Source organism: Nonomuraea recticatena, assembly GCF_039533245.1.
Taxonomy (GTDB): domain Bacteria; phylum Actinomycetota; class Actinomycetes; order Streptosporangiales; family Streptosporangiaceae; genus Nonomuraea; species Nonomuraea roseola.
Genome location: NZ_BAAATE010000014.1, coordinates 131,646 through 156,655, shown reverse-complemented (window position 1 = coordinate 156,655; position 25,010 = coordinate 131,646). Strand labels below are relative to the sequence as shown.

Here is a 25,010-nt window from a genome sequence, read left to right as displayed (position 1 = left end):
TCATGGGTGCCGATTCGGCGGATCGGGGACGCCGCCTACCGTGGTGAACGCCACGAGGAGGGGGTCCCGCTTGCCGTACAAGAGTCATGTCGCGCCTGTGTCCTGGATGTCGGCGGAGCAGGCCGCCGCCTGGCACGCGGTCGTCGCCGCCTCGATCGAGCACGATCTGCCCGGCGAGTCCGCGCCGACGCCCGAGCAGGTCCACGCGCGGCTCACCACGGCGGCGCCGGACGGCAGGCGGCTGTTCTGGCTGGCCGCCGAGGACGACGGCGCCGTGGTGGGCGTGGCGGGGCTGCGGCTGTTCACCGGGCAGGGCAGGGACCACCTGGCCGAGCTGGAGCTGCACGTACGCCCGGACCGCAGGCGGCGCGGGGTGGGCTCGCACCTGCTGACGACGGCCATCTTCGCCGTCCAGGTGGAGCGGCGGCGCGGCCTGCTGACGTCGGCGGTGGCGGACGGGCCCGGCGACGCCTTCTGCGCCGCGCGCGGCTTCCTGCGCCGCCTGACGCTCAGTCACGTGCCGCTCGATGTGGCGCGAGCCGACGACAGCACCGTCAACCGGCGGCTGGGTTTCCTGCCCTACCGCCGCACGCACGAATACCGGCTGGACGTGACCCCATGAGGATCACCCGGCCCACCGACCGTCGAACGGGGCCGCACCGCGGCCAAGGAAGGAGACCATCCTTGAACGTCACCACCATTCCCTCCACCCCCGAGCAGATCGCCGCGGTTCGAGGGCAGCTCACGGCGGGGGCCGCGACGCCGCTCCCCGCCGAGGCCGAGGTCTCGGGCGACTGGGTCAGCGCGCCGGGAGCGGGACAGGGCGCCGTCGTCTACGTGCACGGCGGGGGATTCGCCCACACCAACCCCGAGGCCGAGCGCCTGGTGGCCTACCGGCTGTCGAAGGCGACCGGACGGCCGGTGCTGCGAGTGGACTACCGGCTCGCCCCCGCCCACCCCTATCCCGAGGCGATGCAGGACGTGCTGGCCGCCTACCAGAGCGTGCTGGACAGGGGCGTTCCCGCCTCCGAGATCGTCATGTTCGGCGAGTCGGCGGGCGGCACGCTGGTGCTGTCGGCGCTGCTGGAGCTCGCCAGGACGGGCAGGTCGTCGCCGGGGGCCGCGGTCGCGATCTCGCCGCTCACCGACCTCGCCCTGGGCAGTCCTTCCCTGTCCGCCAACGACGGCAAGGACCTGCTGAGCCGCGCCGTGCTCGAGACGGTCCGCACCCAGTACCTGGCGGGCGCGGCGGCGGACGAGGCGCCGCAGTCGCCCCTGCACGGCCGGGCGCGCGGACTGCCGCCGCTGCTGATGGCGGTGGGCGCCGACGAGGTGCTGCTCGACGACGCCCGCAGGTTCGCCGAGGCGGCCGACGCGGCGGGAGTGAGTGTGCGCCTGGAGATCTACGAGGGCATGCCGCACGCCTTCCACCTGTCGGAGGCGGGCGAGGCGCTGTTCGCCCGTGTCGGGAGGTGGCTCGCCGACCCGGTAAGGGAGTTCACCGTCTCGGGGCGCGAGGCCGGGCCGTACGCGCTGGCCGAGGGGGCCGACGGCGCGCTGTGGTTCACCCTCGTCCACCAGGGCGCGATCGGCCGCAGGTCCCCGGATGGGGAGCTGAGCACCTACCCGGTCGGGGCGGGCCCGACCGTGATCGTCCCCGGCCCCGACGACGCCCTGTGGTTCACCGAGTATCAGGCCCATCGCATCGGGCGGATCACCCTCGAAGGGCAGGTCGACTCCTTCGAGTTGCCCACCCCCGAGGCCGGGCCTTTCGGCATCGCCGCGGGCCCCGACGGCGCGCTGTGGTTCACGCAGACCAACGCAGGCCGCATCGGCCGGATCACCGTCGAGGGGAAGGTCACCGACCATCCCGCGCAGGGCGGCTTCCCCTCCGCCATCACCGCGGGGCCCGACGGGGCGATGTGGTTCACGCTGAACCAGGCCAACGCGATCGGCCGCATCACCATGGACGGCGACACGACCGCCTACCCCCTGCCGACCGAGGCGGCCGCGCCGGTGGGCATCACCGCGGGCCCCGACGGAGCCCTGTGGTTCGTCGAGATCGGCGCGGGACAGATCGGGCGCATCACCGTGGACGGCGCGATCACCGAATACCCGCTGCCCGACCGCGGATCGCGTCCGCACGCCATCGTCACGGGCCCCGACGGCGCGCTGTGGTTCACCGAGTGGGGCGGCAACCGCGTCGGCCGCATCACCGTCGACGGCCGGATCAGCTCCCACGATCTTCCCACGCCCGGATCGGAGCCCCATGGCATCGCCGGCCACGGCGGGGCCCTCTGGTGCGCCCTGGAGATCGGCACGCTGGCCAGGATCGAGGTTCCCGCATGACCGTCCCCGGATCCGGACGTGGTGCACCCGCGAACAGCTGACGATCTCCGTCGAACGAGCGCGGCGCCGGGCGACTCACGCGGACCCGCGATCACGACGGACCGGCCGGGGAGGTGGGTGTCCACCCGAATGGCGTCCCCTCCTTGATCACCGGCCTCGCCGGGCCCCGGCCTCCTACGGGAGGCCGGCCAGGCGGAGATCGGTTGCGCGACTCTCGTGACGGAGTGTCGAATGGGATCGGGCACACGGGCGGGATGTCGGCGAACCCCTTGGAGAGTCAATGAGACCGTTGGCCATCGCATTGGTAGCGGTCCTGCTGGCCGCGGGATGTTCGACGCCGAGACGGGACAAGATCACGGTCGCGTGCGGCGCGAGCGAGCGGTGGTGCGCGATGATGGTCAAGAGGTTCTCCGACTCCACCGGTGTGGAGGCCGACTTCGTCCGGCTGTCGAGTGGGGAGGCGCTGGAGCGGATCAGGACGGCCAGGGCGCGACAGGAGTTCGACGTCTGGCACGGCGGTCCTGCCGACTCCTACGTGGCCGCCAAGAGCCAGGGGCTGCTGGAGCCGTACAGATCCGAGAGATCCGGTGAGATCCGGCAGCAGTGGGCTGATCCGCAGCACGCCTGGAGCGGCATCTACGCCGGCGTGCTGGCCTTCTGCAACAACACCAAGGAGCTGGCCAAGCGAGGCATGAAGCCGATCCGCTCCTGGCGGGAGCTGCTGGACAGGCGGCTGCGCGGGAGCGTCGCCATCGCCCATCCGGCCACCTCGGGAACCGCCTACACCGCCCTGTGGACGCACGTGGAGCTCAGCGGCGGCGATCAGGACGCGGCGCTCGGCTACCTGCGCGGCCTCCACCCGAACGTGCTGAGATACAACTCTTCCGGCAGCGCGGCCGCCCTGCAGGCGGCCAAGGAGGAGGCGGCGGTCGGCGTCGTCTTCTCCCACGACTGCGTCGCCGCCCAGGAACAGGGCTATCCGAACCTGGAGGTGACCTTCCCGCAGGAGGGCACCGGTTACGAGCTCGGCGGCCTTGCCGTGCTCGCAGCGGCGCACAACCCCGACAGCGCGCGCAGGTACGTCGACTGGGCGCTGAGCGGAGCCTCCCAGCGGCTGGGGCCGTTGGTGAAGTTCTACGCCCTGCCCACCAACACCCAGGTGCCCCCGCACTCCAAGGCGGCCGACCCCGCGACGGTCAAGTTGGTCTCCTACGATGTGGAGGTCGCTGGGCGCGCCAAGCAGGCGCTCGTCGACAGGTTCAGCGCGGAGGTCGCCGGGCCGCCCGCCTAGGAGCAGCCCTCGAACTGCGGAACCGAGATCACCGACAGGTCGATGCCCGACCTGCCGAACCACTTGTCCAGCAACATGTGGGCCGTGCCGTCCTGGTACATCTGGGTGATGGCCCTGTTGAGCTCCTCGCAGCCTTCGACGTCGCCCTTGCGCACGCCGATCGACGTGCGCTGCTCGTTGAAGGTCGCGCCGACCAGGTGCAGGTCGACGCCCGGCCTGGTGAGCAGCCCCGCCAGGATCTGGCTGTTGGTGGAGATGGCGTCGATCCTGCCGTCTTTGATCATCTCGAGGCAGACGTTGTAGTCGGGTGCCGGGACGACGATCGCCTCGACCCGGCGCTCGTCGACGATCCGCTGGGCGATGTTCGTGCCGCGCACCCAGCAGATCCTGCGGCCCTTCAGATCGCGGACGTCGCGGATGGCGCCCTTGTCGGCCGGCCGTACCGCGATGTCCTGGAAGTCGACGTGGTACGGCCCGGCGAAGTCGATCACCTTCTTGCGCTCAGGGGTGACCGACATGTGGGCGAAGACCAGGTCGGCACGCCCGTCCGTGAGCACGGTGAGCTGGTCGCCTGCCTTGATCTCCAGCCAGCGGATCCGCTTGCCCAGCCGGGAGACGAGGTCCTCGGCCACGTCGATGTTGAAACCGTCGTAGGCGCCGTCCTGCCCCTTGAAACTGATCAGCGGGACGTCGGAGCGGATGGCGACGACGAGCTCGTCGTCGTCCACGAGGGACTCCCTCCGCGCGGCGCCGCAGGCGGTGAGCAGCAGCATCAGGCAGATCAGCAGTCTTCTCACCGGTACTCCCTGAGCCGTGGCCAGACACCGACCAGCACGAGCAGGGCGCCGGCGGCCAGCCCGGCGGGGACCGACCGCCACAGCGTCTCCAGAGCCCCGTCGCCGCTGTCGATGGCGCGCTCGAAGTCGGACTCGTGCCGCCGGACCAGCTCCTCCAGCACCCTGTCGTAGCTCTCGTAGGCCTGGGTGAGCTCGCCGTCCCAGAACTTGATCGCCGCTTCGGCCCGCATGGTCCGCATTCGCGCGTCGGCCTGCTGGAACCTCTGGTAGACGGCGAAGAGTCGCTCGCGGTCCTGGCCCGTCAGTCCGCCGAGCAGTCCCTGGAAGTTCGCGCGCAGCTTGCTCTGGTAGTCGGGCAGGCTGGTGGACTCCACGGCTGCGATCGTCCTGGACTTGTCCAGGAAGGTGTGTTCATAGGTGTCCTTGCGGAAGCGGTCGAGCAGGTAGCGGCTCTGGTCCCCGTGCATGCTCCTGCTGATCGCCCGTGCTCTGGTCAGGGTGAGGACCGAGTCGAAACCGCGGCGCTTGGCCTCCTCCAGCGCCTGGCCCTGCCGGTTGAGCAGGGCCGTGCCGGTCACCAGGCCGGCCGCGGTGAGCACGGTGGCGACCACCAGGGCCGGCGCGAAGACCCTGCGGAACCTGCTGGTCAGGTAGGCCTGCAGGCCCAGCAGGCAGGCCAGCGCGAGCAGCCCGGTGACGATGACGGCGGTGCGGGCCAGCGAGGTGGCCGAGCGCTCGGCGTCGTGCGCGCGCCTGACGATCGTCCCGGTCTCCAGGGTCAGGTTGTAGGCCTGGGGGAGCAGTTCGCGGTGCATGAGGTCGGTGGCCCTCTGATAGGCCTCGACGACGTGGTCGGGCGGCTGTCCCGCGGTGTGCTCTGACTGCACATCCAGCAGCCGGGCCTGGGCCGCCAGCCGTTCGTAGCGGCCCAGCCCCTCGATCAGCGACTCGACCGTGCGCTGCTCGACGGGGTCGTCCAGGGCCAGCCGGTAGGCCTTGAGCAGGCTCTCGGAGATCTCCAGCCGCCGCTGGTCGTAGCCGGTCAGGTCGGCCTGCTGTTGCGGGCCGTACTCCCTGCCCAGCAGCAGGGTCTCGGCCACCAGCGCGTCCATCTCCGACATCTGCCGATGCAGGCCCGTCGTGGCGAGCACCTGCGGCCCGGCGTCGTGCCCGATGGTGCGCAGGCCGGAGCCCGTACTCGCCGCGCCGCCCAGGATCGCGGCCAGCAGCAGTGTCAGCGTCAGCAGGGACAGCCCGGTCAGCGTGCGCACCCGCCCGGAGACCGACTTCCCGCGCCGCGCCGAAGGCATCGCCGTCACCGTCACGGCCCGCTCCGGCGGGAGACACCGGGGTCGTTGGTGGGCACCGCGCCTCCCGAGATCGACTCGTGCTGGGAAACCGAGCATGACCACGGGCGCGGCAGGTCCGCAAGAGGGCCGCCGCCGGCGATGCCGAAAAGATCAACGTCCTGCGCTGGTTCACGCCGTCCCCACCGGTCAGCTCTGCGCGTCCCACGAGCTGAGGCCATCCGGGTTCATGGAGCGAGAGGGCCGACGCCGACGAAGACGCCAACGGATGGAGGCGAATTCAACCGTTAGAGGGGTGGGTAGGGTGGCGGCATGCGAACCCGCGCGCCGCTCCTGGGCGAGCCCTTGCCGGTGGAGCTGATGAACACGGTCTGGGCCGACCGCGACGGCGTCCACGACGCGCTGGACGATCCCGCCGCCGCCCTGGCCTGGCTGCGCGCCGTCGCCCCGAGCCTGGACCACGTGAGCCTCGCCGACCTCGACGCCCTGCCGCCCGGCGACCTCGACCAGCTGACCCGGCGGCTGGTCCGCCTGCGCGATGCGCTGCGCCGGCTGGCCGCCGAGGCCACCGGTGATCCGCGCTCCGCGGCGGCTTCGGCGACGAGCGACCTGCAGGCCGCCGTCACCGCGGTCAACGAGGCCGCCGGCGCGCTGCCGCGCTGGTCGGCGCTGGTCTGGACACCCGGTGGCCCTCCCACCCTGCAGACCCGCACCAGCGGCCAGGCGGCTGCCGCCATCGTCTCGGCGATCGCCGAGGAGGCCGTCGTCCTGTTCGGACAGGACGACCGGCTACGGCTGCGCGCCTGCCAGGGCCCCGGATGCGTCCTGTACTTCCTCAAGAACCATCCCCGCAGGGAATGGTGCTCAGCCGCCTGCGGCAACCGGGCCAGGGGCGCGCGTCACTACCGGCGCCACCACCGCCCACCCGCCTGACACCCCTGCCTCCGGCCGCGCGCCTACGGTTAAGCCGGACAGACCGGGGCAGGATGCGCATTATGGCAGGTGGGAGGTGGTTCTCCCGGTGGCCGGTGCTCCGGCAGCTCAAGGGAGAGGACGGCAGGAGCGACGCCGCGCGCTCGGCGCGCACCGACGCCCTGAGGCCGCGCACCGAAGAGGCCGACAGAGTCGCCCGCTCGGTCTGCCCCTACTGCGCGGTCGGCTGCGGCCAGCTCGTCTACGTCAAGGACGGCCGGGTCAGCCAGATCGAGGGCGACCCCGACTCGCCCATCTCACGTGGCCGGCTGTGCCCCAAGGGCTCGGCCAGCAAACAGCTCGTCACCCATCCGGGCCGCCAGACCCACGTGCTGTACCGCAGGCCGTACGGCACGGAGTGGGAGCGGCTCGACCTCGGCGCCGCGATGGACATGATCGCCGAGCGGGTGCTGAGGACGCGAAGGGACACCTGGCAGCAGACCCATGAGGGCAAGGTCGTGCGCCGCACGCTGGGCATCGCCGGCCTGGGCGGGGCGACGCTCGACAACGAAGAGAACTACCTGATGAAGAAGCTGTACACCGCCCTCGGCGCGATCCAGGTGGAGAACCAGGCGCGTATTTGACACTCCTCCACCGTCCCCGGTCTGGGGACCAGCTTCGGGCGTGGCGGCGCGACGACCTTCCAGCAGGACCTGGCGGGTGCGGACTGCATCGTCATCCAAGGCTCCAACATGGCCGAATGCCATCCGGTGGGCTTCCAGTGGGTGGTGGAGGCCAGGGCGCGGGGAGCGAAGGTCTTCCATGTGGACCCGCGCTTCACCAGGACCAGCGCGCTGGCAGACCGCCACCTGCCGATCCGCGCGGGTAGCGACATCGTGCTGCTCGGCGCCCTGATCAACCATGTCCTCGCCAACGAGCTGGTCTTCCGCGAGTACGTGCTGGCCTACACCAACGCCGCCACCCTCGTCTCCGAGGACTTCAGGGACACCGAGGACCTCGACGGGCTGTTCTCCGGCTTCGATCCCGAGACGCGTACGTACGACCCGAAGAGCTGGTCGTACGAGAGCACAGGCGAGCAGGCGCCGGGCGAGACACTGGAGGGCGGCCTGCACCACGCCCAGGCCGCGGGGGCGGACCGCTACGGCTCCGGCGGCGCCGCCGCGCACCCCAGCCCGCCGAAGGACCCGACGCTTCGCCACCCGCGCTGCGTCTACCAGATCCTCAGGCGGCACTTCGCCCGCTACACCCCGGAGCTGGTGGAGCGGCTGTGCGGCATCCCGCCGGAGGACTTCGCCGAACTCGCCGACGCGATCACCGCCAACTCCGGCAGGGAGCGCACCACCGCGTGGGTGTACTCCGTCGGCTGGACCCAGCACACGGTGGGCGCGCAGTACATCCGCACCGCCGCGATCCTCCAGCTGCTGCTGGGCAACATGGGCCGTCCCGGCGGCGGCATCCTGGCGCTGCGCGGGCACGCGAGCATTCAGGGCTCGACCGACATCCCGACGCTGTTCAACATCCTGCCGGGCTACCTGGCCATGCCCCACGCCCACCGGCACGAGAACCTGGACGACTACCTGGAACGCGAGGGCGGCGAGACCGGCTTCTGGGGCAACCGGCGCTCCTACCTGGTGAGCCTGCTCAAGGCCTGGTGGGGAGAGGCGGCCACCGAGGAGAACGACTTCTGCTTCGACCACCTGCCGCGCCTGACCGGCGACCACGGCCACTACACGACCGTGATGGGCCAGATCGACGGGACGGTGAAGGGCTACTTCGTGGTGGGGGAGAACCCCGCGGTCGGCTCCTCGGGCGGCCGTGCCCAGCGCCTCGGCCTGGCCAACCTCGACTGGCTGGTGGTGCGCGACCTGACGCTGGTGGAGACGGCCACGTTCTGGAAGGACGGTCCTGAGCTCGAGACCGGGGAGATGCGCACGGAGGACATCGCCACCGAGGTGTTCTTCCTTCCCGCCGCGAGCCACGTGGAGAAGGAGGGCACCTTCACCAACACGCAGCGGCTCCTGCAGTGGCGGGAGAAGGCGCTCGACCCGGTCGGCGACTGCCGCAGCGACCTGTGGTTCTACTACCACCTCGGCAGGCTCCTGCGCGAGCGGCTGACCGGGGACGAGATCGACCGGCCGCTGCGCGAGCTGACATGGGACTACCCGGAGGAGGGCGAGCACCGGGACCCCTCGGCGGCGGCCGTGCTCCGCGAGATCAACGGTGTGGGCCCCGACGGGCGGGCGCTGTCGTCCTCCACCCAGCTCAGGCCCGACGGGTCCACCGCGTGCGGCTGCTGGATCTACTGCGGCGTCTACGCAGGCGAGGTCAACCACGCCGCCCGGCGCAGGCCAGGGAGGGAGCAGACGCCCGTGGCGCCCGAATGGGGCTGGGCCTGGCCGGCCAACAGGCGGATTCTCTACAACAGGGCCTCCGCCGACCCCGAGGGCCGCCCGTGGAGCGAGCGCAAGGCCTACGTCTGGTGGGACGCGGAGCGCGGCGAGTGGACCGGGCACGACGTGCCCGACTTCGAGCGGAACAAGCCGCCGGACTACGTGCCGCCCGAAGGCGCCAGGGCCGAGGCCGCGCTGGCGGGGACCGACCCGTTCATCATGCAGTCCGACGGGAAGGGCTGGCTGTACGCGCCGGCGGGTCTGGCCGACGGGCCGCTGCCCGCCCACTACGAGCCGCACGAGTCGCCGGTCCGCAACCCGCTGTACGGTCAGCAGTCCAACCCCGCGCGCCGGATCTACGCGCGTCAGGAAAGCCCCTACAACCCGCCCGGGTCGCCTCGCTTCCCTTACGTGCTGACCACCTACAGGCTCACCGAGCACCACACGGCGGGCGCCATGAGCCGGCCGCTGGCCTACCTCGCCGAGTTGCAGCCCGAGCTGTTCTGCGAGGTCTCCCCCGAGCTCGCCGCCGAGCTCGGGCTGGTCAACGGCGGCTGGGCCACGATCGTGACCAGCCGTACCGTGATCGAGGCCAGGGTGCTGGTCACCGGCAGGGTCCGGCCGCTGCGGATCCAGGGCAGGACGGTCCATCAGGTCGGCCTGCCCTACCACTGGGGGTGGGGCGGCGGCGGCCTGGTGACCGGCGACGTCACCAACGACCTGCTGCCGCTGGTGCTCGACCCGAACGTCTACATCCAGGAGAGCAAGGCCGTGACCTGCGACGTACGTCCCGGAAGGCGGCCGAGGGGCCGGGCGGCGCTCGACCTGCTGGAGGTGTACCGCCATGACTGAGCGGATGGGCTTCTTCACCGACACCAGCGTCTGCATCGGCTGCAAGGCCTGCGAGGTGGCCTGCAAGGAGTGGAACCAGCTGCCCGACGACGGGTTCGTGTTCGAGGCGACCTCCTACGACAACACCGGGCAGCTCGGGGCGAGCACCTGGCGCCACGTGGCCTTCATCGAGCAGACGCGCACCGTGCGGATGAAGGAGGACGAGGGCGACGGCGTCGATCGCTGGCTGATGTCGTCGGACGTGTGCAAGCACTGCACCCACGCCGCGTGCCTGGACGTGTGCCCGACCGGCGCGCTGTTCCGGACCGAGTTCGGCACGGTGGTGGTACAGGAGGACATCTGCAACGGCTGCGGCTACTGCGTGCCGGCCTGCCCGTTCGGGGTGATCGACCGCAGGGAGGGCGACGGGCGGGCCTGGAAGTGCACGATGTGCTACGACCGGCAGCGCGGGGGCCTCGAACCGGCGTGCGCCAAGGCCTGCCCGACCGACTCGATCCAGTTCGGCCCGCTCGACGAGCTCAGGGAGCGGGCCGAGGACCGGCTGGAGCGCCTGCACGCCGACGGGCACTCCGAGGCCCGGCTGTACGGCGAGAGCCCGGACGACGGGGTGGGCGGCGCGGGGGCCTTCTTCCTGCTGCTGGACGAGCCCGAGGTGTACGGCCTGCCCCCTGATCCGGTCGTGACCACCCGCGACCTGCCGTCCATGTGGCGCTGGGCGGGGGCCGCGGCGCTGTCCGTGGCGGGGGCGGTGGCGGTGGCCTTCGCGGGATTGCGTGACGGGGGGCGGCGGTGACGCGGGAGCGGTCGATGGTGCCGGAGGCCGAGTTCCGCTCGTACTACGGGCGGCCGGTGATCAAGGCTCCGATCTGGCACGAACCTCACATGCCGACCTATCTCTACCTGGGAGGTCTGTCCGGGGTTTCGTCGATGATGGCCGTGGTGGCGGGGTTCACCGGGCACCACCGGCTCGCGCGCACCACGCGGGTCGCGGCGGCGCTCGGGGCGGCCGCCGGCGCCGGCCTCCTCGCCGCCGAGCTGGGCAGGCCCGAACGGTTCCTCAACATGCTGCGGGTGTTCAAACCGACCTCGCCGATGAGTGTCGGCTCATGGATCCTGGCCGCCCAGGGCGGGCTGTCGGCGGTCGCCGCCTCCTCCGAGCTGACCGGGATCCTGCCCGTCGTGGGTGACGCGGCGCTCCTCGCCACGGGTGTGACAGGGCCGCTGACCGCCACCTACACCGCCGTCCTGGTCGCCGACACCGCCGTGCCCGCCTGGCACGAGGCGTACAGGGAGCTGCCGTTCCTGTTCGCGGGGAGCGCCCTGGCCAGCGCCGGGGCGTTGGGCATGCTGGCGACGCCCCGTGCGGAGGCGGGGCCCGCCCGTGCGGTGGCGGTGCTCGGGGCCGCCATGGAGACCGTGTCGGGCGTGGTGATGGAGCGCAGGCTGGGGACGGCAGGCGAGCCGTACCGGCAGGGGAGGGCGGGCCGCCTGATGCGCTCGGCCCGCGCGCTGACGGCCGGCGGCGGCCTGCTCGCCGCGGTCGCCGGGCGCAGCCGTACGGTCACCGCGCTGTCCGGTCTCGCCCTCACGGCCGGCGCCCTGTTCACCCGCTTCGGCATCCTGGCGGCGGGCCGAGCCTCGGCCGCCGACCCGAAGTACACGGTCGTGCCCCAGAGACAGCGCCTCGACGGCGAGCGACCCGCCTGACCCTCCGCCGCCGGCGTTCAGCGCAGTCGCAGGTGAGAGCCGGAGAGCGGGACGAGCTCGCCGATGACCGGCGCACCGGGGATCTCGCCTGCCACCAGGAGGCCACCGGAGGTCTGGGCGTCGGCGAGCAGCAGCAGGTCCTCCTCGCCGAAGCCGCCGGGGTCGAGGCAGGGACGCACCCAGTCGAGGTTGCGTCGGCTGCCGCCGCTGACGTGGCCGTCGCGGGCCGCCTCACGGGCCCCCTCCAGGTACGGCACGGCCGCCACGTCGACCACGGCCGTGACCCCGCTCGCCCTGGCCAGCTTGTAGAGGTGGCCCAGCATGCCGAACCCGGTCACGTCCGTGGCGCACACCGCTCCGGCGGCCAGCGCGGCCCTGGAGGCGTCGCGGTTCAGCTCGGTCATCGCGGCGACCGCCTGCGGGAACACCTCGCCGGTCGCCTTGTGCCGGGTGTTGAGCACCCCGATGCCGAGCGGCTTGGTGAGGCTGATCGGCAGCCCGGGCCTGCCGCCGCCGATGCGCAGCAGCCGCTCGGGATCGGCCAGGCCGGTGACGGCCATGCCGTACTTCGGCTCCGGGTCGTCGACGCTGTGGCCCCCCGCGACGTGGCAGCCCGCGGCCCCCGCCGCGTCCAGGCCGCCGCGCAGCGCCTCCTTCGCCAGCTCCAGCGGCAGCGTCTGCCTGGGCCAGCCGAGCAGGTTGACCGCCACCAGGGGCTCCCCGCCCACCGCGTAGACGTCCGACAGGGCATTGGCCCCCGCGATGCGGCCCCAGTCGTAGGGGTCGTCCACCACGGGCGTGAAGAAGTCGGCGGTGGCCACGATCGCCCGGCCGCCGTCGACGCGGACCACCGCGGCGTCGTCCCCGTCGTCGAGACCGATGAGCAACTCGCCGGCGGGGGAGGCCACGGGCCGGCCGACCAGCCCCGCCACGACGGCCTCCAGCTCGCCGGGCGGGATCTTGCAGGCGCAGCCGCCCCCGTGCGCGTACTGCGTCAGCCGGATCGTGTCCTGCCCCTGCCGGGTGCTGAATGTCATGGCGTCCTCAGGTGGATCGCGACGGTGTGTGCCGCTTCAGCCCCTACCCACCTGCGAGTATGTTCTCCCTTGGAGGCGTGTGGGCGCCTGGTGGCCCCCGCGGTCTTCAAAACCGACGAGGCCGAGGTCCTCGGCCTGGCGGGTTCGATTCCCGTCCGCCTCCGCTCTATTTTCGAAGAGTGGATCCACGAAGGCACGTGCCACGTACCGACGCCGTGCTCGCCGACCCGCGGCTGGTCGCGGCGGGCGGGCGGCTGGGCAGGTCGGTCGTCAAGGACGCGGTGTCGCGGGCCCAGCAGCGGGCGCGACTCGGCGAGATCGGCCCCGAGCAGGTCGCGGACGCGGCCGTGGCGGCGCTCCCGCCACAGACCGCGAGCCTGCGCGCGGTGATCAACGCGACCGGCGTGCTGATCCACACCAACCTCGGCAGGGCGCCGCTGTCGCCCGCCGCGGTCGAGTCGATGGCGGGCGCGGCGGGCGCCGCCGACGTGGAGTTCGACCTTCAGACCGGCGCCAGGGCCCGTCGCGGGCGGGGCGCGCTGGACGCGCTCACGCGCGCCGTGCCGGCCGCCGAGGACGTGCACGTCGTCAACAACAACGCCGCCGCGCTCGTCCTGGCGGCCACCGTGCTCGCCGCGGGCCGGGAGATCGTGATCAGCCGCGGCGAGCTGGTGGAGATCGGCGACGGGTTCCGCATCCCCGACCTGCTCGTCTCCACAGGGGCGCGGCTGCGCGAAGTGGGCACCACCAACCGCACCTCCTACCGCGACTACGCGGCGGCCGTGGGACCGGAGACCGGATGCGTGCTCAAGGTGCACCCGTCGAACTTCCTGATCGAGGGGTTCACCGGCTCCGCCGAGGTGTCGGAGCTGACCGCGCTCGGCGTGCCCGTCGTGGCCGACATCGGCTCGGGCCTGCTCACCCGCGAGCCGCTGCTGCCCGCCGAGCCGGACGCGACGACCGTGCTCGAGGCCGGGGCGGATCTCGTGACCGCCAGCGGCGACAAGCTGCTCGGCGGTCCGCAGGCGGGGCTCCTCCTCGGCCGCCGTGACCTGGTCGAACGGTGCAGACGGCACCCGCTCGCCCGCGCGCTGCGCGTCGACAAGCTGACGCTGGCGGCGCTGGAGGCCACTCTCAGGGGTCCCGCCGTCCCTGTCCGACAGGCGTTGTACGCCGATCCGGCGGCGCTCGGCGACCGGGCAGCGGCGCTCGCCGGCGCGCTGGCCGGTGCGGGAGTCGACGCGAGAGCCGTGCCGAGCGAGGCCGCCGTGGGGGGCGGGGGAGCGCCCGGCGTCACGCTGCCGAGCGCCGCCGTGAGCCTGCCCGAGCGGCTCGCCGTACCGCTGCGAACCGGCGAGCCGCCGGTCGTCGGCCGGATCGAGGGCGGGAGGCTGCTGCTCGACCTGCGCACCGTTCCCGGCGACCGGGACGGCGATGTGGCCCGCGCGATCCTCGAGGCGAGCGGCTGATGCACGTCGTCGCCACGGCGGGTCACGTCGATCACGGCAAGTCCACGCTGGTGCGGGCGCTCACCGGGATGGAGCCCGACCGGCTGGAGGAGGAGCGGCGGCGGGGGCTGACGATCGAGCTGGGCTACGCCTGGACGACTTCGCCCTCGGGGCGGCGCCTCGCCTTCGTGGACGTTCCAGGCCACGAGCGGTTTCTCGCCACGATGCTGGCCGGGGTGGGCCCCGTGCCGGCCGTCATGTTCGTGGTGGCCGCGGACGAGGGCTGGATGCCGCAGTCCGAGGAGCACCTGGTGGCGCTGGAGGCCCTCGGCGTACGGCACTGCCTGCTCGCGGTGACGCGCGCCGACCTCGCCGACCCCGCCCCGGCGATCGAGCAGGCAAGCAACCGCCTGGCCGCCGCCGGGCTGGGTGGAGCGGGGGAGGCGGCCGGGGCGGGCGGCGTCGAGGCGGTGGGGGTGAGCGGGCGTACCGGCCAGGGGCTCGGCGAGCTGAGGGCGGCGCTGGAGCGGCTGGTCGCAGGGCTGCCCGCGCCCGATCCCGAGGCGCCGGTCCGGCTGTGGATCGACAGGGTGTTCACCGTGACGGGCAGCGGCACGGTCGTGACCGGGACCCTGCCCGAGGGCACGATCTCGGTGGGTGACGAGCTGGCGCTCGGCGGCGAACCGGTACGGGTCCGGGCGCTGGAGTCCCTCAAGGAGCCACTGCCCGCGGTGACCGGCGTCGCCAGGGTCGCGGTGAACCTGCGGGGCCGCGCTCTTCCCGAACGAGGCCGAGCCCTGGTCACACCAGGCAGATGGACCTCCACGGACCTGGTCGACGTCCGGCTCTCACCCGTCGGGGCGCTCCGGGACTCCGGCCGCGGGCCGAGCGAGAAGGGCGACGGGGGCGAGGAGCGGCGCCTGCCAGGGCGGCTCACCGCGCACATCGGGTCGGCGGCGGTGGCGTGCGAGGTGCGGCCGCTCGGCGCCGGCATCGTGCGGCTGCGCCTGGCCGCCCCGCTCCCGCTCCACCTCGGAGACGTGCTGCTGCTGCGAGACCCGGGCCGCGACCGGAGCGAGGTGCGGGTGCTGGCAGGGGTGAGCGTGCTCGACGTGCGCGACCTGGCGCACGGCCGCAGGGGCGCGGCGCGGGCGCGCGCCGCGAGGCTGGAGCCGGCCACGCCGGACGCGGCCTCCGCCCTGCGCCTCCATCGGCTGCTGCGAGCGGCCGACCTGATCGCCATGGTGGGGGAGCTGGGCGGTCGCCGCCCGGTCTGCGACGACTGGTACGCCAGCCCTGAGCATTGGGAGGAGCTGGCCAGGCGACTGACCGAGGTGGCCCTGCGGTACGCGGCCGAGCACCCGCTGGATCCCGGCATGCCGCTCGAAGCGGCCAGGCACGAGCTCGCCCTGCCCGACCGGAGGCTGGTCTCCGCGCTGGTACGGCCGCCGTTCACGGTCGCAGGGGGCCGGATCCTCACCCGGCCTTCCGGGCTGCCCGCGCCGGTGGCCAGGGCTGTCGAGCGGCTGAAGGCGGAGCTGTCCGCCCATCCCTTCCAGGCGCCGGAGGCCTGGCGGCTGACCCAGCTGGGGCTGGGCGTCAGGGAGGTGGCGGCGGCCGTACGGGCGGGGAGCCTGCTGCGCGTGGCCGAAGGCGTCGTGCTGCTGCCCGGCGCGGACGCCAGGGCGGCGGAGCTGCTGAGGCGGCTGCCGCAGCCCTTCACCGTCAGCGAGGCCAGGCGCGCCCTCGACACCAGCAGGAGGGTCGCGGTGCCGCTGCTGGAACACCTCGATCGGAGCGGGATCACCGAGCGGGTGGACGAGGTGCACCGCCGCTGCCGTTGACCGGAGCCTCCGGCCGATCACCTGCTCGGAGCCGCCGGGCTGGGACGCCCGGCGGCGGTTCACCTCACGGTGTACCGGCGATGGCGCACGCCCGGCACGGGGGACGCCCGCAGATGCACTGCATGATGGCGTCGAGGACGTCGTGGTCGTGATACAGGCACCGGTCGTTGCAGGTGTGGCGCGGAACGAAACCCGCCTGAATCTCGTCGGGCCACGGCTCTTCGCCTTCACGGCAGCGGACGAACTGGTCAGGGTCCTCGGAGTGGAGACCGTGCATGCGCGCCCTGGCCTGGGTCTCCAACGTCCGCGTCTCCGCCACCATGGCCTTGAGCTGGGCGGCGAGGTCGGAGTACCGGTCGTCGCCGGTTCGTACGTGCGCGGCCCGTAGTGCCATCACCGCATTGCCGAGGAATCGGCTGGCGTCCTGGAGGTCCGTGGTGTGGTGCAGTTGGATGCCCGTCACGTTTCGGACCCACACGGCGTCGTTTGTCATCGATCAACCCTTCGAAGTGGCAGGCTCGCACACCTGTTCGGGAGTTGCCCAGGGGGCATGGCGGGTTTTACAGATACGCGAAGGGTAACCGAAGTTTTGCGCCTTTTTCGTACTCGGTGTCTTGTTCTTGACCGTAGGCGAAGGCGCCCGGCACGCTCGACGGCCCGCTTCCCGCGTGTCTAGAGGGGTGCACGTCGCGACACCACGATCGCGGCGTACGGAGAACCTTGACGAGAAACAGGCCGAGATTTTAGGCATGCGAGCCCGGCCACCGCTTCGGGCACGGTGACCGGGTCCGTCATGCGGCGGCGATCAGCTCGTCACCGCGCACTGTCCGCGCTCCTTCTTGACCGGCCCCTCCATGGTCGGCCGTACGTCGAAGTCGAAGATCGCGGTGGGCAGGTAGAGCGAGCAGCATGCGTTGGGGATGTCGACGATCCCGCTGACACGCCCTTCGATCGGGGCCGAGCCGAGGAGCAGGTAGGCCTGTTCGCCGGTGTAGCCCCACTTCTTGAGGTACTCGACGGCGTTGAGGCAGGCCCTGCGGTAGGCCACCGTCGCGTCGAGGTAGTAGTTGGTGTCGGTGTCGGGGTCGACCGAGATCCCGATGAAGGAGAGGAACTCGGAGTAACGCGGCTCGACGTTGCCGGGCATGAAGATCGGGTTGGTGGTGACACCGTACTTCTCCATGCCGCCCTTGATGAGGTCGACGTGGAAGTCGATGAAACCGCCCATCTCGATCGCGCCGCAGAAGGTGATCTCTCCGTCACCCTGGCTGAAGTGCAGGTCACCTCCGGAAAGCTTGGCGTCCTTCACGTGGACCGGGTAGAAGACCCTGGCTCCTCGGGTGAAGTTCTTGATGTCGTGGTTGCCCCCGTTCTCCCGCGCGGGAACCGTGCGGGCTCCCTCGGCGGCGATCCGCTGCGCCACCTCGCCGCTTGCCGTGCCGGAGATGACGTTCTCGGCCAGCGGTGGCAGGCCGAGCGGCGGCACCCTCTGCGGATCCGTGTCGATGAGAGCCTGCTCCCTACGGTTCCAGGTCGCGAGCAGATCCGCTGACGGCGCGGTGCCGAACAGCCCGGGGTGGGTGATGCCGGTGTAGCGCACACCCGGCAGGTGGCGGGACGTGGCGACCTGGCCGTGGAAGTCCCAGATCGCCTTGTAGGCGTCAGGGAAGTAGTCGGTCAGGAATCCACCGCCGTTGGCCTTGGCGAACACGCCGGTGTACCCCCACCCCTGGCCTGGCGCTCCGCCGACCTGCTGTGGAACAGGGCCGAGATCAAGGATGTCGACGACCAGGAGGTCGCCAGGCTCGGCTCCGTCCACCCCGATGGGTCCGCTCAGGACGTGCGCGACACTGAGGTCGACGTCCCGTACGTCGTTCGCGGAGTCGTTGTTGCCGATCTGGGCGTCGGTCCATTCCCTGCATTCGACTCGGAACTCGTCCCCAGGGCGCACCATGTCGGCCACAGGAATGTCTGGGTGCCATCGGTTATGCCCTGGTATTTTCTGATCTCGCATTGACATCGACTGATCGATGCTGAATACGACGTTCGGCATGATGAGTGTCCTTCTTGGATGCGTGCTGAATCTCAGGCATGACCGCGTCGCATCACCGCCTCTCCAACTCTTCGGGTCTCCGTGTCAGGTCCAGCGGGGGCGGTGCCTGTGCTCCCGGGCACCCACCGCCTCGTCACCCGGGCTCGGTGCCGCTGCCGCGGGTTCCCGTCCTCGTGTGAGCGGCCACAGCCCGATGAACACCACCAGGCCGAACACGGCGAGGATGACCGCGATGAGGTTGGTGTTCCGCCAGTAGCCGGTCAGGATCATGAACGCCGGGATCGCCGCCGTGACCCATCCCTGGATCGCGGTGACCCAGCCCGTGTACCTGGTGATCTGTTCGTGTTTCAAGCCCAGCAACACGAAGAAGAGGAACCACAGGAAGGACCAGTAGAGCCAGATGACGCCGAACGCGGGGTCGCCGAGAATCTGGAAGTTCGCGTACGCGTATCCGAGCGCCATGACGGCCACGAACAGGGAGAAGTAGCCAACTCCCGTGGAGTCGAAACCGCCGAGCAGATTGATCCCGACGTAAAGGTAGGTGAAGCCGAAGAGGTAGATGCCCGACGCGCCGAGGATCTCGGCGGGCCTGCTCAGATTGGCGATGATCAGCACCGTGGGCGTGACCACCTGCAGGGCTCCGACGAAGAGATTGAAGATAGCCGTCGCGCGTGGCTCGACCTTCCCCAGGAGCATCATCCCGTTGAGGAAGAGCACCGCGCCGACGTAAAGCAGTCCGACAGCTCCCATCAGCGACGCGCCTCCTAGTGCCTGTGATGGGTGGTTTCTATTGGCGGCATCGTCCACGGGCTCGTACATCCGAGGCGGCGTCCAGATACTGCGGATCTCCGTGCGTGGCCGGTCCGAGCGCACGTGGACACACTGTTGTGTTGATCAAGGGCGGGGCAGGCGTGACACCGCCGGATGCGCCGGCCGCCGGCGCTGCCTGGGAGGCAGGCTCGTGACGACCTCGGGGGCTTCCTGGCTCTGCTCCTCCCGGCTGAGCGCGGCAGACAGCGTCGGGGGCACCCTGGTCAGATGGGGCGAGGAGAAGACACGACGGGCCGCGCGGTGGCACTCGGGGCAGTCGCAGACCGTCGGAGCACTGCCGATCGGCAGGTGCACCTCGAATCGCCCGCAATCGGCGCAACGGTACTCGTAGGTTGCCATAGGCACTCCCACCGGAGATCAAGCCTCGTTTCCCGGCAGCACCGCGACCTGTCGCCGGTCCACGGCGATCTGGGCTGTCAACCCCAGGTAACCCCCGGCCTTGACCGCGTGTCAACGTCGCGGAAACGGCCGGCGAGGCCGTCGAGGAGACCCCCTCTGAGCTGAAAATCGGTGGACTTTAGCAGGAGGACGGCCCCAGGTGCCGGCAATATGGTCGGTTTTTTGAGGACAGGGCACCGCGCTGCCCTGGAGACCCCTGAGATTTTGCCGGACGTTTGAGGCGTCGACGTCGCTGATCGTCGACCCGGGTGGCGACGCCCGCCTTCCTCCGGCCCCACGCACTCCCGGCAGCCGGCCGTTCCGGAGATCTTGACGTGAGGCACTCCCGGAGCCATTCTTACCACTTGGTAGGTAAAGGCGGCGTAGCCCGCCGTTCACGCTGTGCGCACGGCGTTCGTTCCGCTCACGCACCGGCTCCGCGCCGCGTGCGTCCCTGCTCTTCGTCCTCGACAGGGTTCAGTGAGGTGGCCATGCCCGCAGTCAGTCAACGGCACAGGAAGACACTCGTCGCGGTGGCCGCGGTGGTCGCTTTGGCGACGACCGCGGCGCCGGCCGCTCAAGCCTCCGTCCGTGATACCTCCGTCGCCCACTACGTGGCACTCGGCGACTCCTACACCGCGGGGCCGGGAATCCCCAATGAGACGGACGCCAACTGCGGCCGTTCCGACCGGAACTACCCCACGCTGACAGCGGCCGCGATCGCCGTGCCCGCCTTGGGCGACGTGAGCTGCGCGGGCGCGACCACGGCGCACATGACCAACTCCCAGGGCACGGCGCCGCCCCAGCTCGACGCCCTGCGGCCGACGACCGACCTGGTCACCCTCGGCATCGGCGGCAACGACATCAACGTCAGCGGCATCATCGCCCGCTGCGTCCTCCTCGGAAAGCTCAACCCCAGCGGTTCGCCCTGCAAGGCCAGCTACACGATCGCCGGCATCGACCAGCTCGACCAGCGCCTCAAGACCACCGCGGCCAAGATCGACACCGTGCTCCAGGACATCAGGCGGCGCTCACCGGACGCGCGCGTCCTCGTCGTGGGATATCCCGTCATCATGCCGGACGACGGGAGCAACTGTTACGCGACCGTCCCCATCGCCAGGGGCGACGCGCCCTGGCTGCGGGATGTGGAGAAACGCCTCAACACCATGCTCGCCGGCCGCGCGACGGCCAACGGCGCCGGCTTCGTCGACACCTACACCGGCTCGATAGGGCACGACCTGTGCAAGCCCATCGGAGTCCGGTGGATGGAGCCGATGGAGGGCGTGGACTCGGCGGGCCTGCATCCCAACGCCGCGGGCCACCAGGCCATGGCCACCAGCGTGGTGAACGCGATCAACCGTACCCTGGCCTGATCTCCGGGCCGGGTCCTGAGCGCGGTCCACGACCTGCCCACATCTCTGAACCCGCAGACCAGCGCCGCGGTTCTCCTGACCCGCAGGCCAGCGCCGCGGCGACGACGCGAACGAAGGCGCTGCCGGGCGCACCGGCAGCGCCTGCCGGACCTCGCCCGGCAGGCCGCCATCAGCGCGGGAGATCCGCTGGATGAGGGTCTCCTGGACCATCCCGCCGGCGACGCGCCCCCGGCGGTTCCGCGCCGGGCTGCGCGCCCGACCTCGCCACGACCACGGAGGGGCCGTTCACGCCGGCGTCGGGGCCGTGATCGACACCGGCCTGTATGAGCGGGCCCACCCCGCCGACCGGCTCGCCGCTTGTGGTTCGGCGCTCCACGCGGGCCCGGTGCCCCGCGAGCAACTCCTCGGCCTGCTTCCCACGCTGCTCCCGCCCGCGTCATGGCGCTCCCCTCGCCGGCCGTACCGCGGGCGACGCGACGGCCCAGGCGATCCGGCACAGCCCGCGACCGCCCTGTAGGACCGGTTGGCCCGACCCCGCACCCGCTGCCGAACGCCACCCGGCGATCCGAGCCTGCCCGTCCCATGCAACCGGCGCCCGGGCCGGAAGCATCTTCTGGGATGTGAAGCCATCAATCTGGGAGACCCATGAGCCTTGACGAGGAGTACACCGCCTACGTGAGCGGCCGGCTGTCCTGGTTGCGGAAGATCGCTTACCCGCTGTGCCAGGACTGGCACCGCGCCGACGACCTGGTGCAGACAGCGATCACGCGGCTCTACGTCAAATGGCGCCAGGCGCGAGTCGCCGATGACCTCGACGCCTACGTACGGGTGATGCTGATCCGGGTCTTCCTCGCCGAACAGCGAGGGGGCTGGTTCTCCCGGGTACGGCTGACGTCCGCGATATCCCACCAGCCGTTCGAAACCGGCGACCGGGACATGGCCATGGACATCAACCGAGCCCTCGCCGCCGTCCCTCCGCGCCAACGCGCCACCCTCGTACTCCGCTTTCACTGCGACCTGAGCGTGGAACAGACCGCGCACGCGCTCGGCTGCTCCACCGGAACCGTCAAGAGTCAGACCGCCCGCGGCCTGGCCACCCTGCGCTCGATGCTCGGCGCGCCGGAGTCCCGTCTCGCACGTACGGAGGACCACTGATGGATGTCAAGCAGATGTTCGACTCGCTGGCGACGCACGAGCAGCCGCCCACCACGGTTGACGCGAACCGGGCCATGGCAGCGGGACGTGCCGTGCGCAGACGTCGTCGTGCTGCCGTCGCCGGGGCCACGGCCTCGGTGGCGGTAGCGGCGACGGTCGCGGCCGTCCTCGCGGACGGGACGGTTCACCCGTGGCCGCGGCAGGACGGCGTCGCCGTCGCCGTGCCCGCCACACCCTCCGCCACGCTCACCGTCACGGCCACGCCACGGCCCACCTACAAGGGATTCGCGGAATTGAAGAAGGAGTATCCCCCCAAGGGGAAGGTCGCCTCCGTGCCGCCGCTGCTGATGTGGGTGAGCGACGCGCCCCGCAAGAACGAGCTCTTCCTGTGCGAGAGCGGGCCGAACGGTAGCTCCTGCAGCGGATTTCCGCCCCTCGCCGCCAAGGAGTTCGCCCGCAGGCAGGGCAAGCTCCGCCTCGTGCCCGTCTGGTTCGGCGTCGCCAAGGACGACGTCCACGGAGTGACGGCTGTCACCAGGGACGGGCGGAAGGTTCCAGGCACTCTCAGACGGGGCGTCGGTCCAGGGCTCGGGCTTTGGGCCGTCGAGTATCCCCCTGACGTGCGGAGCCTCGTCTTCACCGGCGCGAAGGGGCAAACCCTGCAGCGGATCGCCCTGTGACGTGGCGTGATCTCTCACACCGCTGAGGGCCTGGCCACTCGGCGGACCGCTGGTCAACGTCGGCGGTCGCCGGAGCCGGAGTTGATCACCGTGTTGGTGTCAGCACGCGTGCCCACGCACCTACGCCCACCCGCGTGGCAGGGACGGTCAGGTGCGCAGGCGTTCGAGTTCGTCGGCGCGGCGGTGGTCCTTCGGCCGGCCGAGGGCCCGCCGCATGCGGACGAGGTCGTCGAGTGCGGCGTAGCGAACCGTGAAGCCGGAGGGGTCGTCCGCATGCACGGCTCGGGTCAGGCTGGCGGCGACGTCGAGGCCGCCCCAGGCCAGGGCGGGCGTACACAGGTCTCCGCTGACACCGGTCACCTGATAGGCCACCTGAGGGTGGTCGAGGTCGGGCGGCTCGGCGCACCCGGCGATGACGAGGGCCTCGCGCAGGGCGCGGGCCTGCGCGGGCGTGCCGTCCCACAGAAGGTCGAGGTCGCCGGTCAGTTCGGTGGAGCCGTGCATGATGCCGGCGACCTGGCCGATGACGACGGCATGGGAGCCTGCCTTGTGCAGGGCATGGAGGAAGGGGAACGGATCGAAGCCGAGTGCCCCGTCCGTGGCGAAGGTGCCGACGAGGTCGTCGGCGTCCTGTGGGCGCCGTCCCGTGGCGGTACGGTCACGAGTGGTGTCTTCCGTTCGGGAGACGGCCTGACGAAGTCGTGTGAGAGCAATCGGGGTCATGCGCCCATCCAACACGGCCTGTCGTCACCAAGCTGATCAAGTCCATGCGGTGGGATCGCCGACACGCCATCCATCAGGGCCCGTGGGGGTTTCCGTTCCGCGCCGGACGGTGGCCGAGGCGTTGAAGTTTTGGGGTCGCGTTCGAGGGCCAGACTCCAGGAGTCCACCTGCGACGAGTTTCGCAGAGGTTTGCAGTCTGCATCCACGCCCGATTCAACCGCACTCGAGGAGAGCATCATGACCGCTACCTACACCTTCGATGTCTTTTCCAGCCTCGACGGCTTCGGTGCCGCCGGCGGCAACTGGACTGGCTACTGGGGCAAACAAGGCCCCGAGCTGCTCGCCCACCGCCTCGCCCTGTACGGCGAGGAGCAGCGAATGGTCTTCGGGGCCAACACGTATCGGGCGTTCGCGCGGATGCTGGCCTCGAACGCCGAGGAGTCCGAGGTGCATGACCCGTGGGTCACCCGGATGAGGAGCCTGCCGGCGATGGTGGTGTCGACCACTCTCGAAGGCCCCCTCGACTGGCCGGACGCCACCGTCGTGAGCGGTGACGCCGTCGAGGTCGTCGCCCGGCTCAAGGAGGAGTCCGAGGTGCCCTTGCGCTCGCACGGCAGCCTGTCGATGAACCGGGCGCTGATGGCCGCCGGCCTGGTCGACCGCGTCCAGGTCACGCTCTTCCCTGTGATCACAGGTCAGACCGGACTGGACCCGATCTTCCAGGGTGCGGCCGACTTCGACCTGGAGCTGATCGAGAGCCGGACGCTCGACGGCCACACCCAGGAGCTCATCTACCGGCCCACCCTGCATGTCTGAGAGAACCCAGCCCACCTGCGCCGACCAATGACCCTCCCCGTCACCAAGGTGCCGATCGGGAGAGCCTGACGCGAGGCGGACCAGGCGGCTTGGCCCTTCTCACGACATCGACGCCGTCTTCAACTGGCACCAGAACTCACTCGCCGAGCCAGGAAGGTTCGTCCCCTGTGTCGATCGGATCTGGGCACGCCCGTGGTGATCGACTATGCCAGGATGGGCCGCATGTCTCCCGCGATCGAGGACTCCGCCGGGCCCGCCGGCCAGGCCGTGGCCAACGACTACGACGGCTTCGCCGAGGCGTACGCGGCCGAGACCGAGGCCAACCTCATCAACGGCTACTACACGCGGCCCGCCATCCTGGACCTGGCAGGAGACGTGGCCGGGCGGCGGATCCTGGATGTCGGCTGCGGTGCCGGCCCTCTGCTCGCGGCGCTGCGCGAGAAGGGCGCCGTCGTGACCGGCGTCGATCCCAGCGTCAAGATGCTGGACCTGGCCCGGCAGCGGCTCGGCGAGGGCGCGGCCCTGCATCAGGCCGGTCTGGGCGGCGGTCCTCTGCCGTTCCCTGACGGTGCGTTCGACGATGCCATCGTGTGCCTGGTCCTGCACTACCTGGAGGACTGGAAGGCGCCGCTCGCCGACCTGCGGCGCGTGCTGACTCCCGGCGGCCGACTCATCGTGGCGGTCAATCACCCCTTGGTTTACAAGTTGCTCTATCCCGATGCCGGCTACTTCGCGATCCGCGAGTACTCCGAGGACTACACCTTCAGCGGCCAGAGCGCCGTGCTGACGTATTGGCACCGGCCGCTGCACGCGATGACCGACGCCTTCACCGCGGCAGGCTTCCGGATCGCCGTCATCAGTGAACCGCGCCCGGCGCCAGGGGCCCACGAGCTGTTCCCCGACCTCCTCAAAGAAGCCGACTCGACCATGCTGTGCTTCCTGTTCTTCGTCCTGGAAGCTGTTTAGCCGCACCGGACGCCAAGTCGCCCGGCCGAGATACGGCCGGAACCGGCCGCTCGTTGATCTTGAGGCTGCTGACCCGGGCG

Annotated in this window: 23 protein-coding genes and 1 tRNA gene; 16 read left to right on the top strand and 8 right to left on the bottom strand. The window is 71.1% G+C overall.

The annotated features are described in order from the left end of the window. Positions 1–70: 70 nt before the first annotated feature. From ABFX50_RS26100 to ABFX50_RS26090, 3 genes are all read left to right on the top strand, one after another. Positions 71–622: a GNAT family N-acetyltransferase gene (locus ABFX50_RS26100; protein WP_346149971.1), complete on the top strand. Its 552-nt coding sequence runs from the start codon at positions 71–73 to the stop codon at positions 620–622. A 62-nt stretch (positions 623–684) separates the two neighbouring features. Continuing rightward, positions 685–2,349: a virginiamycin B lyase family protein gene (locus tag ABFX50_RS26095; RefSeq protein ID WP_346149970.1), complete on the top strand. Its 1,665-nt coding sequence runs from the start codon at positions 685–687 to the stop codon at positions 2,347–2,349. Between the two features lie 280 nt (positions 2,350–2,629). Beyond that, positions 2,630–3,640 (top strand): ABC transporter substrate-binding protein, encoded by a 1,011-nt coding sequence (locus ABFX50_RS26090; protein WP_346149969.1) that lies wholly within the window; start codon positions 2,630–2,632, stop codon positions 3,638–3,640. Here ABFX50_RS26090 and ABFX50_RS26085 read toward each other — a convergent pair. Together ABFX50_RS26085 and ABFX50_RS26080 are read right to left on the bottom strand one after the other, a co-directional pair. Beyond that, positions 3,637–4,437 carry a substrate-binding periplasmic protein gene (locus ABFX50_RS26085; RefSeq protein WP_346149968.1) on the bottom strand — a complete coding sequence of 267 codons (801 nt, stop codon included), beginning with the start codon at positions 4,435–4,437 and terminating at the stop codon, positions 3,637–3,639. The genes ABFX50_RS26090 and ABFX50_RS26085 overlap by 4 nt on opposite strands. Next, the gene (locus ABFX50_RS26080) at positions 4,434–5,747 is read right to left on the bottom strand and encodes a hypothetical protein (protein WP_346149967.1); all 1,314 of its coding nucleotides are present in this window, start codon (positions 5,745–5,747) and stop codon (positions 4,434–4,436) included. Before ABFX50_RS26080 ends, ABFX50_RS26085 begins: the two co-directional genes overlap by 4 nt. Before the next feature lie 309 nt (positions 5,748–6,056). On the opposite strand from ABFX50_RS26080, the gene ABFX50_RS26075 reads away from it, so the two are divergent. The 4 genes from ABFX50_RS26075 (at position 6,057) to nrfD (ending at position 11,626) form a co-directional block, all read left to right on the top strand. Beyond that, entirely contained in the window at positions 6,057–6,677 is a 621-nt protein-coding gene (locus tag ABFX50_RS26075; protein ID WP_346149966.1) for a CGNR zinc finger domain-containing protein, read from the top strand. Positions 6,678–6,739: 62 nt separating this feature from the next. Further along, positions 6,740–9,919: a formate dehydrogenase gene (fdh, locus tag ABFX50_RS26070; protein ID WP_346149965.1), complete on the top strand. Its 3,180-nt coding sequence runs from the start codon at positions 6,740–6,742 to the stop codon at positions 9,917–9,919. Continuing rightward, positions 9,912–10,712: a 4Fe-4S dicluster domain-containing protein gene (locus tag ABFX50_RS26065; protein ID WP_346149964.1), complete on the top strand. Its 801-nt coding sequence runs from the start codon at positions 9,912–9,914 to the stop codon at positions 10,710–10,712. Before fdh ends, ABFX50_RS26065 begins: the two co-directional genes overlap by 8 nt. Then, positions 10,709–11,626 carry an NrfD/PsrC family molybdoenzyme membrane anchor subunit gene (gene nrfD / locus ABFX50_RS26060; RefSeq protein ID WP_346149963.1) on the top strand — a complete coding sequence of 306 codons (918 nt, stop codon included), beginning with the start codon at positions 10,709–10,711 and terminating at the stop codon, positions 11,624–11,626. Before ABFX50_RS26065 ends, nrfD begins: the two co-directional genes overlap by 4 nt. 17 nt (positions 11,627–11,643) lie before the next feature. On the opposite strand, the gene selD is transcribed toward nrfD, so the two are convergent. After that, on the bottom strand, positions 11,644–12,663 hold the full coding sequence (selD, locus tag ABFX50_RS26055; RefSeq protein WP_346149962.1) for a selenide, water dikinase SelD: 1,020 nt from the start codon (positions 12,661–12,663) through the stop codon (positions 11,644–11,646). A 71-nt stretch (positions 12,664–12,734) separates the two neighbouring features. Between selD and ABFX50_RS26050 the strand changes: the two genes are divergently transcribed. From ABFX50_RS26050 to ABFX50_RS26040, 3 genes are all read left to right on the top strand, one after another. Next, a tRNA-Sec gene (locus ABFX50_RS26050) sits at positions 12,735–12,827 on the top strand. Between the two features lie 33 nt (positions 12,828–12,860). Beyond that, positions 12,861–14,132 (top strand): L-seryl-tRNA(Sec) selenium transferase, encoded by a 1,272-nt coding sequence (gene selA, locus ABFX50_RS26045; protein ID WP_346149961.1) that lies wholly within the window; start codon positions 12,861–12,863, stop codon positions 14,130–14,132. Next, positions 14,132–15,955: a SelB domain-containing protein gene (locus tag ABFX50_RS26040; protein WP_346149960.1), complete on the top strand. Its 1,824-nt coding sequence runs from the start codon at positions 14,132–14,134 to the stop codon at positions 15,953–15,955. Before selA ends, ABFX50_RS26040 begins: the two co-directional genes overlap by 1 nt. A 64-nt stretch (positions 15,956–16,019) precedes the next feature. Here ABFX50_RS26040 and ABFX50_RS26035 read toward each other — a convergent pair whose 3' ends face one another. The 4 genes from ABFX50_RS26035 to ABFX50_RS26020 all read right to left on the bottom strand — a co-directional run bounded on the left by ABFX50_RS26035 (position 16,020) and on the right by ABFX50_RS26020 (position 19,178). Beyond that, the gene (locus tag ABFX50_RS26035) at positions 16,020–16,448 is read right to left on the bottom strand and encodes a hypothetical protein (protein ID WP_183645163.1); all 429 of its coding nucleotides are present in this window, start codon (positions 16,446–16,448) and stop codon (positions 16,020–16,022) included. A gap of 312 nt (positions 16,449–16,760) precedes the next feature. After that, the gene (fmdA, locus tag ABFX50_RS26030) at positions 16,761–18,008 is read right to left on the bottom strand and encodes a formamidase (protein ID WP_183645161.1); all 1,248 of its coding nucleotides are present in this window, start codon (positions 18,006–18,008) and stop codon (positions 16,761–16,763) included. A gap of 84 nt (positions 18,009–18,092) precedes the next feature. Continuing rightward, positions 18,093–18,758, bottom strand: a complete 666-nt coding sequence (locus ABFX50_RS26025; protein ID WP_183645159.1) for an AmiS/UreI family transporter — start codon at positions 18,756–18,758, stop codon at positions 18,093–18,095. 144 nt (positions 18,759–18,902) lie between these two features. Then, positions 18,903–19,178, bottom strand: coding sequence for an FmdB family zinc ribbon protein (locus ABFX50_RS26020; protein ID WP_346149959.1), 276 nt, complete (start codon positions 19,176–19,178; stop codon positions 18,903–18,905). Between the two features lie 530 nt (positions 19,179–19,708). On the opposite strand from ABFX50_RS26020, the gene ABFX50_RS26015 reads away from it, so the two are divergent. The 4 genes from ABFX50_RS26015 to ABFX50_RS26000 all read left to right on the top strand — a co-directional run bounded on the left by ABFX50_RS26015 (position 19,709) and on the right by ABFX50_RS26000 (position 22,425). After that, entirely contained in the window at positions 19,709–20,590 is an 882-nt protein-coding gene (locus tag ABFX50_RS26015) for an SGNH/GDSL hydrolase family protein (RefSeq protein WP_346149958.1), read from the top strand. Between the two features lie 190 nt (positions 20,591–20,780). Beyond that, entirely contained in the window at positions 20,781–21,107 is a 327-nt protein-coding gene (locus tag ABFX50_RS26010) for a hypothetical protein (protein WP_346149957.1), read from the top strand. Between the two features lie 128 nt (positions 21,108–21,235). Continuing rightward, positions 21,236–21,745, top strand: coding sequence for a SigE family RNA polymerase sigma factor (locus tag ABFX50_RS26005; RefSeq protein WP_346149956.1), 510 nt, complete (start codon positions 21,236–21,238; stop codon positions 21,743–21,745). Then, positions 21,745–22,425: a hypothetical protein gene (locus ABFX50_RS26000; protein ID WP_346149955.1), complete on the top strand. Its 681-nt coding sequence runs from the start codon at positions 21,745–21,747 to the stop codon at positions 22,423–22,425. Before ABFX50_RS26005 ends, ABFX50_RS26000 begins: the two co-directional genes overlap by 1 nt. Positions 22,426–22,572: 147 nt before the next feature. Here the strand turns inward: ABFX50_RS26000 and ABFX50_RS25995 are convergent, their stop codons facing one another. Next, on the bottom strand, positions 22,573–23,148 hold the full coding sequence (locus ABFX50_RS25995; RefSeq protein ID WP_346149954.1) for a hypothetical protein: 576 nt from the start codon (positions 23,146–23,148) through the stop codon (positions 22,573–22,575). Positions 23,149–23,385: 237 nt separating this feature from the next. Between ABFX50_RS25995 and ABFX50_RS25990 the strand changes: the two genes are divergently transcribed. Together ABFX50_RS25990 and ABFX50_RS25985 are read left to right on the top strand one after the other, a co-directional pair. Further along, positions 23,386–23,964, top strand: a complete 579-nt coding sequence (locus ABFX50_RS25990; RefSeq protein ID WP_346149953.1) for a dihydrofolate reductase family protein — start codon at positions 23,386–23,388, stop codon at positions 23,962–23,964. 213 nt (positions 23,965–24,177) lie between these two features. Further along, positions 24,178–24,930, top strand: a complete 753-nt coding sequence (locus ABFX50_RS25985; RefSeq protein ID WP_346150031.1) for a class I SAM-dependent methyltransferase — start codon at positions 24,178–24,180, stop codon at positions 24,928–24,930. The last annotated feature ends 80 nt before the right edge of the window (positions 24,931–25,010 follow it).